Here is a 13171-nt window from a genome sequence, read left to right as displayed (position 1 = left end):
TCCGCCGTAGATTTAGCCCCGGCAGTATTTGTCAGGTGCAGGCAATAGAGGGGGTAAATTTTGGCGTGGTGAAAACGTCAGTCGACTGGGTGTGGCACCGTGCCGGCTGTTTCGGCCGATTACGGTGTCTTGATCGCCAGCTGCGAAATAGCTGGCGCGAGTGTCACACAGAGGAGTCCAGTACATTGACAACCCACGGATCGGAAAGACCGCAAGCACAGATGTCGACGTCCGCCGAGTGGCGACAACGTCCGGCTAACCAACTGCTGCTGCGTTTGCTCGGCACATTCCGGCGCCGCTTGCTGATAGCGGTGGTCGCCAGTCTGACAAGCGGCTTGTCCAGTGTGCTGTTGATCGGCTTGATCAACGAAACCTTTTCCGATGGTCAGGCGACACTGTTTTCACCTTCGAACCTGATCTGGCTGGCCGGACAGTTTCTGTTGCTCTGTGTGTTGGCGGTGGGCATGCGCATGCTCTCGGGGCTGCTGTTCGTCAAGCTCAGCCAGGGTACGCTGGCGGAACTGCGGCGCCATCTGGCCGAGCGTATTCAACGTGCGCCCTTTAGACAGGTGGAGCTGATGGGCGCGGCGCGGGCGCAGTCGGTGATGACCGACGATGCGCAGCAGGTTGCCCAGTTTCTCGTCTGTTTACCCAATATCCTGATAAATGGTGCCATCCTGTTGGGCTGCATGGCCTACCTGGCCTGGCTGTCCGGGACAGCATTTTTGCTGGCGGCGGTTGCGTTACTGCTCGGTGCCGGCGGTTTCCACTTTGGACACAAACGGGCGCTGACCCGGCTTCGACAGGCGGGGCAGATGCAGGATCGTCTGTTTCAGGGTTTTGGTGGACTGTTTTTGGGGGCCAAGGAGCTGAAACTGAACCGTAACCGGGCGCAGAGCTTTCTGCACGATGAGCTGAACACCAGTATCGACCAGGTGCAGCGGGACCGCGTCGGCGGGTTGAAAACCTATATTCTGGCCAGTGGCTGGGCCAGTCTGATGATCTACGGATTTATCAGCGTCATGTGTCTTCTGGCGGCGTCCGGAACACTGTTCGATGCCGTTCAGGCGGCCAGTTACACGATAATATTTCTCTACATGCTGCTGCCGCTGGATGCATTGCTGAATAATATTTCATCCATCAATCTGGCCTGGATCGGGCTGGAGCGTATAGGTGCAGTGCTGGAGCAGACGCAGGAGGCCGAGCCGGTCGGGGCGCCACAGGCGCTGGCATATCAGCATCTGGCGCTGGTCAATGTCAGCCACCAGTACTACCGGGAAGCCGAGGATAATCTGTTTACGCTCGGACCGATCACCCTGCACTTCCAGCCGGGGGAGTTGGTGTTTTTGGTTGGCGGTAACGGCAGCGGTAAAACCTCGCTGGCAAAACTGATAGTCGGCCTGTACACGCCGCAACAGGGGCATATTGAGCTGAATGGCCAGTTGCTGGCGCCGGATCAACAGGATAACTACCGGCAGCTGTTCAGTGCCGTGTTCAGTGACTTCCATCTGTTCGAATCCCTGCACAGGCTGGAGGAGAACTGCTCTGCCGAGGCGCTTGATCGGTCGGCGCAATACTGGATCGAACGTCTGCAGCTGGCACACAAGGTCAGTATCCGCAATGGACGTTTCTCGACCCAGGCCCTGTCACAGGGTCAGCGCAAGCGATTGGCCCTGGTGGTTGCGTATCTTGAAGACCGACCCTTTTACCTGTTCGATGAGTGGGCAGCCGATCAGGATCCGGTGTTCAAGCAGGTTTTCTATCAGGAGTTATTGCCAGAGCTGAGAGCCGCCGGAAAAACGGTGCTGGTGGTGACACATGATGACCGCTATTTCCCGGTGGCGGATCGCTGCCTGAAACTGGAGAACGGCCAGCTGATCGAGCCACGGCCGGCCGTACCCGCCTGACGGGACGGTCAGGGTAGAGCGGCGGTCACGATATAGTTTTCAAGGCGGCACCAACGGGCCTGTACCAGTGCACCGGCAGGCCAATGCTCCGACAGGCTGGTCAGCAGCCGCAATCTGATACGGCCATTGTCGGTGCAGTCGATCACTTCGGCATCGTGGAAGTAGAACGCCGTCGATGTCAGCGGGAACAGGGCTTTGTAGAGGCTCTCTTTGGCGGAGAAGACGGTGGTCAGCAGCTGGCTGTCGATACGATGGTGGAAACGCACCCGCTCTTGCGGCGTGAGGATATGATCGGCCAGTTCCGGTGCATCGAACAGGGCCTCAATATCCAGCCCCAGCGCTGGAACATCGGACTCTCGTGCGGCGGCGACCAGAACACGCGATCCGCTGTGGCTGATCGAGCCCACCACACCGCTGGGCCAAAGCGGTTCGCCATGCGCACCCCGTCCTGGGCAGAGGTTTTCGCCGGTCAGGCTGTGGATAACCTTCTGCGCACAGAGTCGGCCGACCCGGAACTCCAGTTGCCGCGCCGGTATTGCCCGGCGTAACGGCTGCGGCAGGGTCACGGTGGCGCAGCGGAGAATGCTCTGATGCGTCAATCGGGCAGTATCGGCCGTAGCGAACCGGACCCTGCGGTTAACGGTATCGGGTAGGGGCAGGTGTGCTTCTGCAATCATCGTCTCGTTCTTTTCTGTGATGTTGAACGAGAGACGCTATGGCCTGCGTGAAATTTACCCTTACTTGCCGATGCAGAAGGAGCTGAAAATCCGCCCGAGCAGATCATCGGGTGTGAACTCGCCGGTGATCTCGCCAAGTACCTGCTGAGCAAGACGCAGGTCTTCCGCCAGCAGTTCACCGGCACCTTCGGTCTTCAGTTGCCCCCGTCCGGTTTCGAGCAGTTCCCGTGCGCGCTCAAGGGCATCGATATGACGGCGGCGTGCCATGAAACCGCCCTCGGTGGTGCTGGAAAAGCCCATCACCGCCTTCAGGTGTTCGCGCAGTAACTCGACTCCGGCGCCATCCTTCGCTGACAAGGCAATAAGTGTGTGCTCACCTACTTGTTCAATTCGCGTTGCTTCGCCGCTCAGGTCCGCTTTGTTTCGAATCAGCGTCAGGTGGCTCAGGTCATCCAGATGTTCACCAAGTTCGGGCCAGAGACTGAGTGGATCCGTGGTCGCGGAGCGGGTGCTGTCCACCATCATCAAAATGCGGTCGGCGTTGCGTATCTCGGCCCAGGCACGGTCTATACCGATGCGCTCCACTTCGTCCGGCGCATCGCGAAGGCCAGCGGTATCGATGATGTGCAGCGGCATGCCATCGATGTGGATATGTTCGCGCAAGACATCACGCGTGGTGCCCTCAATATCGGTGACAATCGCTGTCTCGCGACCGGCAAGCGCGTTGAGCAGGCTGGATTTGCCGGCGTTGGGTCGTCCGGCGATGACGACGCTCATACCCTCTCGCAGCAGGCTGCCCTGTTTGGCTTCCTGGCGGACATCGGCCAGCTGGTTGAGAATAGTCTCAAGATCACCGAGCACCCTTCCATCAGCCAGAAAATCGATCTCCTCCTCGGGGAAGTCGATCGCGGCTTCGACATAGATCCGCAGCTGAATCAATGCTTCGACCAGTTCATGGACGCGCTGTGAAAACACGCCCTGGAGCGAGCGCAGCGCACAACGGGCGGCCTGCTCGGACGAGCTGTCGATCAGATCCGCGATCGCCTCGGCCTGGGCAAGGTCCAGCTTGTCGTTAAGGAAGGCGCGCTCTGAAAACTCGCCGGGACGCGCCGGGCGGGCGCCAAGCGCGATCAGCTCCTGCAACAGCAGATCAAGAATAACCGGTCCGCCATGCCCCTGGAACTCGACCACATCTTCACCGGTAAATGAGTTTGGACCCGGGAAGTAGATCGCGATGCCCTGATCCAGCTCTTCACGCTGCTGGTTGTGAAAGGCGGCGAAATGGGCGTGCCGGGGTTGGGGGGTAAATCCCAGCATCCGCTGTGCCAGCGCCAGCGACTGAGGGCCTGATACTCTGATGATGCCCACACCGCCCCGGCCGGGTGGTGTCGCCTGAGCAACAATAGTGTCCTGAGTGATTTGCATGCTGTATTTCCCATTCACGCCGTGCAAAGACGGAGATGAGTGCGTTCAAATTCGTCATGTAAAAAAGGCTCCCTCAGGAGCCTTTTTATCAGTGTAGCCGTTAAGCCTTCTTGGTATCGCCCGCCTCGATCTGGCGGTTGATGAGCCACTGCTGTGCGATCGACAGGATGTTGTTGACCAGCCAGTACAGCACCAGACCTGCCGGGAACCAGAGGAAGAAGAAGGTGAAGATGATCGGCAGCAGCTTCATGATCTTCGCCTGCATCGGATCGGGCGGCGTCGGGTTCAGCAACTGCTGAATGAACATGGTGCAGCCCATCAGGATCGGCAGAATAAAGTACGGGTCCATCTGCGACAGGTCGCGAATGTAGCCGAAGAAAGGCGCGTGACGCAGTTCAACGGATTCCATCAGTACCCAGTACAGGGCGATGAATACCGGCATCTGCACCACAATCGGCAGACAGCCGCCCAGAGGATTGATCTTCTCCTTCTGGTAGAGCTTCATCATCTCCTGAGACATCTTCTGACGGTCGTCGCCAAACTGCTCTTTCAGGCGCTGCATCTCGGGCCCGAATTTGCGCATCTTGGCCATCGACTTGAACGCCTTGGCGTTGAGCTGGAACAGCGCAAGCTTGACCAGCAGGGTGATGCCGATAATCGCCAGACCCCAGTTGCCTACGACGGAGTGGATCCACGTCAGAATGATGTGCAGCGGGGTCGCGATCCACCAGAGGATGCCGTAGTCCACAGTCAGTTTCAGGTTCGGTGCAGTGGCTTCCATCTGCTCCTGATCCTTGGGACCGGCATAGAAAGTCGCGCTGACACTCTGGCTCTGGCCCGGCGCTACCTCGAAGGAGGGCGACAGGAAGCCGACAATGTAGTTGCCGTTCAGTTTACGAGACTGATAGCTGTATTCGGCACCCGGTGCCGGAATCCACGCGCTGACAAAGTAATGCTGAACCATCGCGACCCAGCCGTCCTGGCTGCTGGCGCTGAAACGCTCTTCGTCCATGTCGCCGAACTTGACCTTCTGGTAGTTATTCTCGGCGGTGGAGAATACTGCGCCCAGGTAGGACTGCATGCCCATGGAGGTCTGCTGGGAGGGGTCTGCGCTGCCGTCACGCTTGATCTGGCCGAACAGAATGCCCTGCCAGGGCTCCTGACTTTCGTTGTCGACAATGTAATCAAGGCCGACACGGTACTGGCCGCGGTTGAAGACAAACCGCTTGGTGATCTTGACGCCGTCGGGCTGGGTCAATACCAGATCCACGTTCAGGCTATCCTGATCGCCCAGCTCGTAGCTGGCGTTGGCTGCCTGATAGACCGGACGACCGCTCTTCTTGGCATCAGGACCGTCGCGACCGACCAGGCCACTCTGGGCGACGTAGGTACGGTTGGCGTTTTGCTCCAGCAGAATAAAGGGTTCGCCGGAGTTGAGGGCCGACTCCTGCTTGGGTAGTGCGACCTGAATGATGTCGCCGCCATGTGGGTCGATCAGGACCTGCAGTACATCGGTACTGACGCTGATCAGCTGGCCGGAGTTGGCGGAGACGGCTGCCTGAGCCTGATCGGCAGGGTTGGCTACCTGCGGAATATCGGCGTGGGCGTCTGACGCAGCACCTGCGGTTGGCAGCTCACTGCTGCTGCCATTACTACTGTAGGCCGAGACACTGGGTGCCTGCTGCTGGGCTGTTGCCTGCTGTTGGGCGGGACCGTAGTCCTCGTTCCACTGCAGTACCAACATGTAGGAGATGAGTGCCAGGGCGGCAATCAGTATGACTCGCTGTACATCCATGGCGATGGGACCATCAACTTTTTTTGTGAGCTTTTTGGGCTTTTTTGATCAATCTGGACCAGCAACGCTCAATCATTTTATGCAGCTCGGGGTTTTCGAGCTCATCCAGACCGCGACGGGCCAGAATAACGATATCCACGTTGGGGAGCTGATGCTGATGCAGGCGAAAAGACTCGCGAATGATACGCCGAACGCGGTTGCGTTTGACAGCCCGACGGATGTTTTTTTTAGAAATAACAAAGCCGACGCGCGGATGTCCAAGGTCATTGGGGGAGGAGAGGATGAGCAGCGGTTGCTCGGATACCTTGAACGCGGCTTTATCGAACACGCGCTTGAAATCCCCGCCGGTTAGCAAACGTAACCGACGGGGATATTCGAATTCAGCCATGCAGACGTTAAATCCTGCTGGCAGAATTAAACAGTAAGGCTTTTACGGCCTTTGGCGCGACGACGGTTCAGAACCTGACGGCCATTTTTGGTTGCCATGCGAGCACGGAAACCGTGAGTACGAGCGCGTTTGAGTACGCTAGGTTGGAAAGTTCTTTTCATTGCCTCAGTCCTACTTACGTTCTGTACGTGAGGTGCTGATCCACGTATAGGTAAAAATCAAGACGCGAGATTCTAGTTAATCGCCAGATCAGATGCAAATCATTTGTACAGTTTTTGTCAGGCGGCCGTTCTGGTCTTGCCTTTATAAGGAGAGAGCAAACCGCAGCAGAGGGCGATATAGGCTGTTTATTTGGGGCTTCTGTCACGCGCGTGACACCTAAATGAAAAATTCTGTTTGTAAGTATAAAAAAACAATATATAACAAATAATTATGATGTTTATAAGGCTATTGAAAGCTTGTTTTCAACTTGTGTGAGCTGGCCTGAGCGTGGATAACGCCCCTATGATGCCGCGTCGACAGGCGTTGAGGGCCTTTAGTCATCGAATCTGAAAAAGTTTGCCCACAGCTGTGTATAACTGCCTTTCGAATGGTTAGAATAGCGGCCAGTTCATATTAAGAAAGCGGCCTGTCCCTCTCCGACAGAGCCAGCTTCAATAACTATCAAAGTGCTTTATCAGGGGTTATAGGGATGTCGGTCGAACTTTGGGAGCAGTGCCTGCAGAGCCTGCAGCAGGAGTTTCCTGCCCAGCAGTTCAACACCTGGATACGTCCGTTACGTGCGGATGGCGCTGATAATGCACTGGTACTGCTGGCGCCCAATCGTTTCGTTCGAGACTGGGTTGCAGACAAGTTTCTCTCACGTATTCGCCAAGTCGTGGCGGACATCAGTGGTGATATCAGTACCGAGGTGCGCCTCGATATTGCAGGACGTGCGTCAGCCGGTGCCAGCGAAGGACCGACTGCGGGTGCACGTCGCAGAACCGCTCCTATTCGCAAGCGTTCGACAGTCAGCGCTGTGCCCGATATGGCGCCCAGAGCACGTTTTGCAGCGCCCGAGCCGGAGGTCATCGAAACGGCGGTCAGTATGCCCGTCGAGTCTGTAACCCTGAATGGATTTCAGCCGGAACCTCAGCTTGAACTGGATATGTTGCCCAGTGAAGAGGCGCCCCGCGCACGGCCTGCTGAGCGCCGCGTCGAGGTGGAGGGCAGTGTCCGACATCAGTCCAACCTGAATCCTTCGTTTACCTTTCAGTCGTTTGTGCAGGGTAAGTCGAACCAGCTTGCGCTGGCGGCGGCTCAGCAGGTGGCGGATAACCCGGGCGGCGCCTATAACCCGCTCTTTATTTACGGCGGGGTCGGCCTTGGTAAAACCCACTTGATGCACGCAGTGGGCACCGAGATGCTTAAGCGCAATCCCAACGCGCGTATTGTATATCTGCACTCGGAGCGTTTCGTTGCCGATATGGTCAAGGCGCTGCAGCTCAATGCGATCAACGATTTCAAGCGCTACTACCGCTCGGTCGATGCGCTTTTGATTGACGATATCCAATTCTTCGCCGGTAAGGAGCGCTCCCAGGAGGAGTTCTTCCACACCTTCAATGCCCTGCTTGAAGGTGGTCAGCAGATGATCCTCACATCCGACCGCTATCCGAAAGAGATCAATGGTGTGGAGGAGCGGTTGAAGTCGCGCTTTGGCTGGGGGCTGACGGTCGCGATCGAGCCGCCGGAGCTGGAGACGCGTGTCGCGATTCTGATGAAGAAAGCGCAGGAGGCGAAAGTGCACCTGCCCGACGATTCGGCCTTCTTCCTGGCGCAGAAAATTCGCTCCAACGTGCGTGAGCTTGAAGGCGCGCTCAAGCGCGTCATCGCCAATGCCCACTTTACCGGCAATGCTATCAATACACCCTTTATAAAAGAGTCGCTTAAGGACCTGCTGGCATTGCAGGACAAACAGGTTAGTATTGACAACATTCAGCGCGTTGTTGCCGATTACTACAAGATCAAGGTTGCCGATCTGCTGTCTAAACGACGCAGTCGCTCGGTGGCCCGGCCTCGCCAGGTGGCGATGAGTCTGGCCAAGGAGCTAACCAACCACAGTTTGCCGGAGATCGGCAACGCGTTCGGTGGCCGCGACCATACAACGGTGCTCCATGCCTGTCGCAAGATCAAAGAGTTGCGAGAGACTGATACGGACATCGCCGAAGATTACAAAAACCTGCTGCGTCATCTGACGGCGTAGTGTTCGGATCCTGACAAGGTAGACAGCCATGAGATTCGTAATTTCCCGTGAAGCCCTTATCAAGCCGTTACAGCTGGTGGCCGGTGTGGTGGAACGTCGTCAGACGCTGCCCGTGCTATCCAATATCCTGCTCGTCGCCGAGGGCAACCAGCTCTCGCTGACCGGTACGGATCTGGAGGTAGAGCTTATCGGGCGCGTTGAGCTGGACGAGCCAGCCGATGCAGGCTCTGTGACCGTACCGGCGCGCAAGCTGATGGACATCTGTAAATCGCTGTCCGACGATGCCCGGATCGAGCTTGAGCTGTCCGGTCAGAAGATGGTGATCAAATCCGGCCGCAGCCGATTCTCGCTTTCGACGCTGCCGGCCAGCGAGTTCCCCAATGTCGAGGACAGCCCGCAGGCGATGCAGCTGACCTTGCCGCAGGCAGCGCTGAGACATCTGATCGAGCAGACCGGCTTCTCGATGGCGCAGCAGGATGTACGCTACTACCTCAACGGCATGCTGCTTGAGGTGCGTGACGGTACTCTGCGTGCGGTCTCCACAGACGGACACCGACTCGCCACCGCGATCAGCGATGTCGAGGTCGATGACGGCATACAGCACCAGATTATCGTGCCGCGTAAAGGTATCCTGGAACTGGCTCGCTTGCTGCAGGGCGGTGACAACCCGGTGAGTCTGGTGATTGGTGCCAACCATATTCGCGCCAACGTTGGTGACTTCACCTTCACCTCAAAGCTGGTGGATGGCAAATTCCCGGATTATCAGCGCGTTATCCCGCGTAACGGCGACAAGGTACTTCTCGGTGATCGTCTCGAGTTGCGTCAGGTATTCAGCCGTATCGCGATCCTGTCGAACGAGAAGTATCGTGGCGTACGTCTGTCGTTGTCTGATGGCATGTTGCAGGTGATGGCCAACAACCCTGAGCAGGAAGAGGCGGAAGAAACCGTTGCGGTCGACTATGAAGGAGGCTCGCTGGAGATCGGTTTCAACGTCAATTATCTGCTTGATGTGCTGTCGATTCTGAACTCGGATGTGGTTCGCTTCACGCTGTTCGATTCCAACTCCAGTGCGTTGATCGAAGGCTTTGAAGAGCCGGACGCTACCTACGTCGTCATGCCAATGCGCATGTAATAGCCGATGTAAGTACATACTAACGTTGTTAGTGTGTACTTACTTTTAGTGTTCTTGCCCCTATGCTCATCTCCCAACTGCAGGTCCGGCACGTGCGCAATCTGAGCACGGCCGAATTGCAGCCCGCCTCCCGTATCAATCTCCTCTTTGGCGAAAACGGCAGTGGAAAAACCAGTCTGCTGGAGTCCATCCATCTGCTCGGCCTTGGGCGATCGTTTCGTACTCAGCAGTACCGGCAGCTGATTCAGAGCGGTCAGGAGGAGTTGCTGGTGTTCGCCCAGGTTGATCCGTTCAACAAGGGGGAATCGCGTCCCCTTGGGGTGACCCGGGCGCGCGAAGGCGAGTTAAGGGTACGCTACGCCGGTGAAAGCATCGGGGCGGCAGAGCTGGCAAGCCTGATGCCGCTGCTGGTTATCAATTCCGATACCTTTGCATTGTTGGAAGGCTCGCCCTCGGTTCGTCGCCAGTTTATCGACTGGGGAGGCTTCCATGCCGATCCCGGCTTTATTCGGCTTTGGCGGGGCTTTCATCGGGTTCTGAAACAGCGAAATTCCCTGCTGAAATGTGGTAAGATTGACGCCCGCGTCAGGGCGCTATGGGACGCGGAATTGGTTGCCTTCGCCCAGCCGTTGACTGAACTCCGAAGCGCGTACGTAGAAGCGCTGGTTCCGGTATTCGAAGAGATTCTTGGCGAGCTGCTCAAGGATGTACAGGTCCAGCTTCGTTTTTCACCCGGATGGGATGCAAAACGCGACTTGGCACAGGTGCTGGAAGAGAACTTCGAGCGGGATCTGCGTCAGGGGTTTAGCAGTAGTGGACCGCAACGTGCGGACCTGCGTTTCAGGGTTGAAGGTCAGGATGCCGCCGAGCGGTTATCCCGAGGTCAGAAAAAGCTGGTCGTCAGTGCGCTTAAGCTGGCTCAGGGGGCGCTTTTTCATCGTCAGAGTCAGCGCGCGTGCATCTATTTAATCGACGATCTGCCGTCTGAGTTGGATGAACGGCATTGTCGCCAGTTTTGCCAATTTTTGGAAAAGAGCGCCAACCAGTGCTTTATCACCTGCGTTGACCCCGGTTTGCTCAGTCGTGTTTGGGAAGAGACCACCGACTTGGCGCTGTTCAGGGTTGATCAGGGAACAATATCGCAGTCTGCTGCACCAGGAGAATGAGATGAGTGGTGAAAACCAAAGCTATGATTCGTCCAGTATCAAAGTACTGAAAGGGCTGGATGCTGTACGTAAGCGCCCCGGCATGTATATCGGGGACACGGATGATGGCAGTGGTTTGCATCACATGGTGTTCGAGCTGGTCGATAACGGTATCGACGAAGCTCTGGCCGGTCACTGTTCCGAAATCGGCGTCATCATCCATCAGGATGAAAGCGTTACCGTATCCGATAACGGTCGCGGTATCCCCACGGACATCCATAAGGAAGAGGGTGTTTCGGCGGCGGAAGTCATTATGACCGTGCTGCATGCCGGCGGTAAGTTCGACGACAACACCTACAAGGTGTCCGGTGGTCTGCACGGCGTGGGGGTTTCCGTTGTAAACGCACTGTCCAGCGAGTTGCGGCTGACGATTCGCCGCGCCGGGCAGGTGCATGAGCAGGTCTATCACCATGGTGTGCCTCAGGCGCCGCTGGCGGTGGTCGGTGAAACCGAAGGCTCCGGCACGATTGTTCGCTTCAAGCCCTCGGAAGAGACCTTCAGCAATATCAGTTTCCAGTACGACATTCTGGCCAAGCGCTTGCGTGAGCTTTCGTTCCTCAACTCCGGCGTGCGTATCCGTCTGAAGGACGAGCGCAGCGGTCGTGAAGAGATCTTCGAGTACGAGGGTGGTCTGGGCGCATTCGTTGAGTTCCTCAACCAGAACAAGTCGCCGATCAACAAGATATTTCACTTCAACGCCATGCACGAGAACGGCGTCGGCGTCGAGGTCGCGATGCAGTGGAACGACAGCTTCCAGGAGAGTCTGCACTGCTTTGCCAACAACATTCCGCAGCGCGATGGCGGTACCCATCTGTCCGGTTTCCGTGCTGCACTGACCCGCTCATTGAACGGCTATATCGAGTCGGAGCAGCTGAACAAGAACGGCAAGGTTAGCACCAGTGGTGATGACAGCCGCGAAGGTCTGACCGCGATCATCTCGGTCAAGGTGCCGGATCCCAAGTTCTCCTCCCAGACCAAGGACAAGCTGGTATCCTCCGAGGTGAAAACGGCGGTGGAGCAGTTGATGGCGCAGTTCCTCAACGACTACCTGCTGGAGAATCCGCAGGACGCCAAGGCGGTGGTACAGAAGATGATCGACGCCGCCCGCGCCCGTGAGGCGGCGCGCAAGGCGCGAGAGATGACCCGTCGTAAAGGCGCGCTCGATATTGCCGGTCTTCCCGGCAAGCTGGCCGACTGTCAGGAGAAAGATCCCGCGCTGTCCGAACTTTACCTGGTGGAGGGTGACTCCGCTGGTGGTTCAGCCAAGCAAGGTCGTGATCGCCGTACTCAGGCCATCCTGCCGCTCAAAGGTAAGATTCTCAACGTGGAGAAGGCGCGTTTCGACAAGATGCTGACCTCCGCCGAGGTGGGTACGCTGATCACCGCCCTGGGGTGTGGCATCGGCCGCGACGAGTACAATATCGAGAAGCTGCGTTACCACCGCATCATCATCATGACCGATGCGGACGTGGACGGCTCTCATATCCGAACGCTGCTGCTGACCTTCTTCTTCCGTCAGTTGCCCGAACTGATCGAGAAGGGCTACATCTACATCGCTCAGCCGCCTCTGTACAAGGTGAAAAAGGGCAAGCAGGAGCAGTACCTCAAAGACGACGACGCGATGGAGAACTACCTGCTTCAGGGCGCGCTCGACGGCGCTGCACTGTATATCAGTGAAGATTCGCCGCCGGTTTCCGGACAGGCGCTGGAAGAGCTGGTAAGCCGTTATCGCAAGGTTGAGAGCACGATCAGTCGTCTGGGCAAGATCTATCCGAAAGCGGTACTCAACCAACTGCTGTATCTGCCGTCGATCAGCGTCGAGGATCTCTCATCCAAAGACGCGGTGGATAGTTGGGTTGCGCGCCTGAACGATGCCCTGATCGCTCACGCCACCAACAGCGCCGAAAGCTATGAGTGCCATGTTGAGCTGGACCGTGAGCACAGTTTGTATCTGCCGCGCATCCGCCACATCCATCACAGTGTGGAAACCGACTACAGGCTCGATCTCGACCTGTTCCGCTCCCGCGACTTCCAGTCCATCGTGCAGCTCGGGGAAGAACTCCAGTCGCTGCTTGAGGACGGAGCCTTCCTGCAACGGGGCGAACGTCGCTTCAGTCTGTCGGACATGGGCGCCGGTATTCGCTGGTTGATGGATCTTTCCCGCCGCGGTAATACCATCCAGCGCTATAAGGGTCTGGGCGAAATGAACCCGGATCAGCTTTGGGAAACCACCATGGACCCGAATGCGCGTCGTATGCTTCAGGTTTCTGTCGATGACGCTATCGCCGCCGACCAGCTGTTCACAACGCTGATGGGCGACGAAGTCGAGCCGCGCAGGAATTTCATTGAGGCCAACGCGCTTAATGTCTCGAACCTGGACGTCTGATCTGTCGAATTGTC

Annotated in this window: 10 protein-coding genes; 5 read left to right on the top strand and 5 right to left on the bottom strand. The window is 57.2% G+C overall.

All coding sequences use genetic code 11. The features are described 5' to 3' along the window. Positions 1 to 221: 221 nt before the first annotated feature. On the top strand, positions 222 to 1907 hold the full coding sequence (locus tag ADIMK_RS17065) for a cyclic peptide export ABC transporter (RefSeq protein WP_036190799.1): 1686 nt from the start codon (positions 222 to 224) through the stop codon (positions 1905 to 1907). A gap of 8 nt (positions 1908 to 1915) precedes the next feature. Here the strand turns inward: ADIMK_RS17065 and ADIMK_RS17060 are convergent, their stop codons facing one another. The 5 genes from ADIMK_RS17060 to rpmH all read right to left on the bottom strand — a co-directional run bounded on the left by ADIMK_RS17060 (position 1916) and on the right by rpmH (position 6353). Beyond that, positions 1916 to 2584 (bottom strand): 4'-phosphopantetheinyl transferase family protein, encoded by a 669-nt coding sequence (locus ADIMK_RS17060; protein WP_036190798.1) that lies wholly within the window; start codon positions 2582 to 2584, stop codon positions 1916 to 1918. Between the two features lie 60 nt (positions 2585 to 2644). Beyond that, positions 2645 to 4009 carry a tRNA uridine-5-carboxymethylaminomethyl(34) synthesis GTPase MnmE gene (mnmE, locus tag ADIMK_RS17055; RefSeq protein WP_036190796.1) on the bottom strand — a complete coding sequence of 455 codons (1365 nt, stop codon included), beginning with the start codon at positions 4007 to 4009 and terminating at the stop codon, positions 2645 to 2647. Between the two features lie 100 nt (positions 4010 to 4109). Continuing rightward, entirely contained in the window at positions 4110 to 5804 is a 1695-nt protein-coding gene (gene yidC / locus ADIMK_RS17050; RefSeq protein ID WP_036190794.1) for a membrane protein insertase YidC, read from the bottom strand. A 13-nt stretch (positions 5805 to 5817) separates the two neighbouring features. Further along, a complete protein-coding gene (gene rnpA, locus ADIMK_RS17045) occupies positions 5818 to 6192 on the bottom strand; it encodes a ribonuclease P protein component (protein ID WP_036190792.1) in 375 nt (124 codons plus the stop codon). 26 nt (positions 6193 to 6218) lie between these two features. Then, complete coding sequence (gene rpmH / locus ADIMK_RS21785; protein WP_036512751.1) at positions 6219 to 6353, bottom strand: 50S ribosomal protein L34; 135 nt, start codon at positions 6351 to 6353, stop codon at positions 6219 to 6221. Positions 6354 to 6883: 530 nt separating this feature from the next. On the opposite strand from rpmH, the gene dnaA reads away from it, so the two are divergent. The 4 genes from dnaA (at position 6884) to gyrB (ending at position 13157) form a co-directional block, all read left to right on the top strand. Beyond that, a complete protein-coding gene (dnaA, locus tag ADIMK_RS17040; protein WP_036190790.1) occupies positions 6884 to 8434 on the top strand; it encodes a chromosomal replication initiator protein DnaA in 1551 nt (516 codons plus the stop codon). A gap of 28 nt (positions 8435 to 8462) precedes the next feature. Next, a complete protein-coding gene (dnaN, locus tag ADIMK_RS17035; protein WP_036190788.1) occupies positions 8463 to 9566 on the top strand; it encodes a DNA polymerase III subunit beta in 1104 nt (367 codons plus the stop codon). A 62-nt stretch (positions 9567 to 9628) separates the two neighbouring features. Next, positions 9629 to 10732 (top strand): DNA replication/repair protein RecF, encoded by a 1104-nt coding sequence (recF, locus tag ADIMK_RS17030; protein ID WP_036190786.1) that lies wholly within the window; start codon positions 9629 to 9631, stop codon positions 10730 to 10732. A 1-nt stretch (position 10733) separates the two neighbouring features. Continuing rightward, complete coding sequence (gyrB, locus tag ADIMK_RS17025; RefSeq protein ID WP_036190784.1) at positions 10734 to 13157, top strand: DNA topoisomerase (ATP-hydrolyzing) subunit B; 2424 nt, start codon at positions 10734 to 10736, stop codon at positions 13155 to 13157. The last annotated feature ends 14 nt before the right edge of the window (positions 13158 to 13171 follow it).

The sequence above is a fragment of the Marinobacterium lacunae genome (assembly GCF_000705555.1).
In the GTDB taxonomy this organism is placed as follows: Bacteria; Pseudomonadota; Gammaproteobacteria; order Pseudomonadales; family Balneatricaceae; genus Marinobacterium_D; species Marinobacterium_D lacunae.
The sequence above is the reverse complement of the archived record's forward strand: the minus strand, read 5'-3'. Positions and strand labels throughout refer to the sequence as shown.

Excerpts from the sequence above, each read along its gene's own strand:
- ADIMK_RS17065 (WP_036190799.1), top strand. The coding sequence starts at position 222 with ATGTCGACGTCCGCCGAGTGGCGACAACGTCCGGCTAACCAACTGCTG.
- ADIMK_RS17060 (WP_036190798.1), bottom strand. The coding sequence starts at position 2,584 with ATGATTGCAGAAGCACACCTGCCCCTACCCGATACCGTTAACCGCAGG.
- mnmE (WP_036190796.1), bottom strand. The coding sequence starts at position 4,009 with ATGCAAATCACTCAGGACACTATTGTTGCTCAGGCGACACCACCCGGC.
- yidC (WP_036190794.1), bottom strand. The coding sequence starts at position 5,804 with ATGGATGTACAGCGAGTCATACTGATTGCCGCCCTGGCACTCATCTCC.
- rnpA (WP_036190792.1), bottom strand. The coding sequence starts at position 6,192 with ATGGCTGAATTCGAATATCCCCGTCGGTTACGTTTGCTAACCGGCGGG.
- rpmH (WP_036512751.1), bottom strand. The coding sequence starts at position 6,353 with ATGAAAAGAACTTTCCAACCTAGCGTACTCAAACGCGCTCGTACTCAC.
- dnaA (WP_036190790.1), top strand. The coding sequence starts at position 6,884 with ATGTCGGTCGAACTTTGGGAGCAGTGCCTGCAGAGCCTGCAGCAGGAG.
- dnaN (WP_036190788.1), top strand. The coding sequence starts at position 8,463 with ATGAGATTCGTAATTTCCCGTGAAGCCCTTATCAAGCCGTTACAGCTG.
- recF (WP_036190786.1), top strand. The coding sequence starts at position 9,629 with ATGCTCATCTCCCAACTGCAGGTCCGGCACGTGCGCAATCTGAGCACG.
- gyrB (WP_036190784.1), top strand. The coding sequence starts at position 10,734 with ATGAGTGGTGAAAACCAAAGCTATGATTCGTCCAGTATCAAAGTACTG.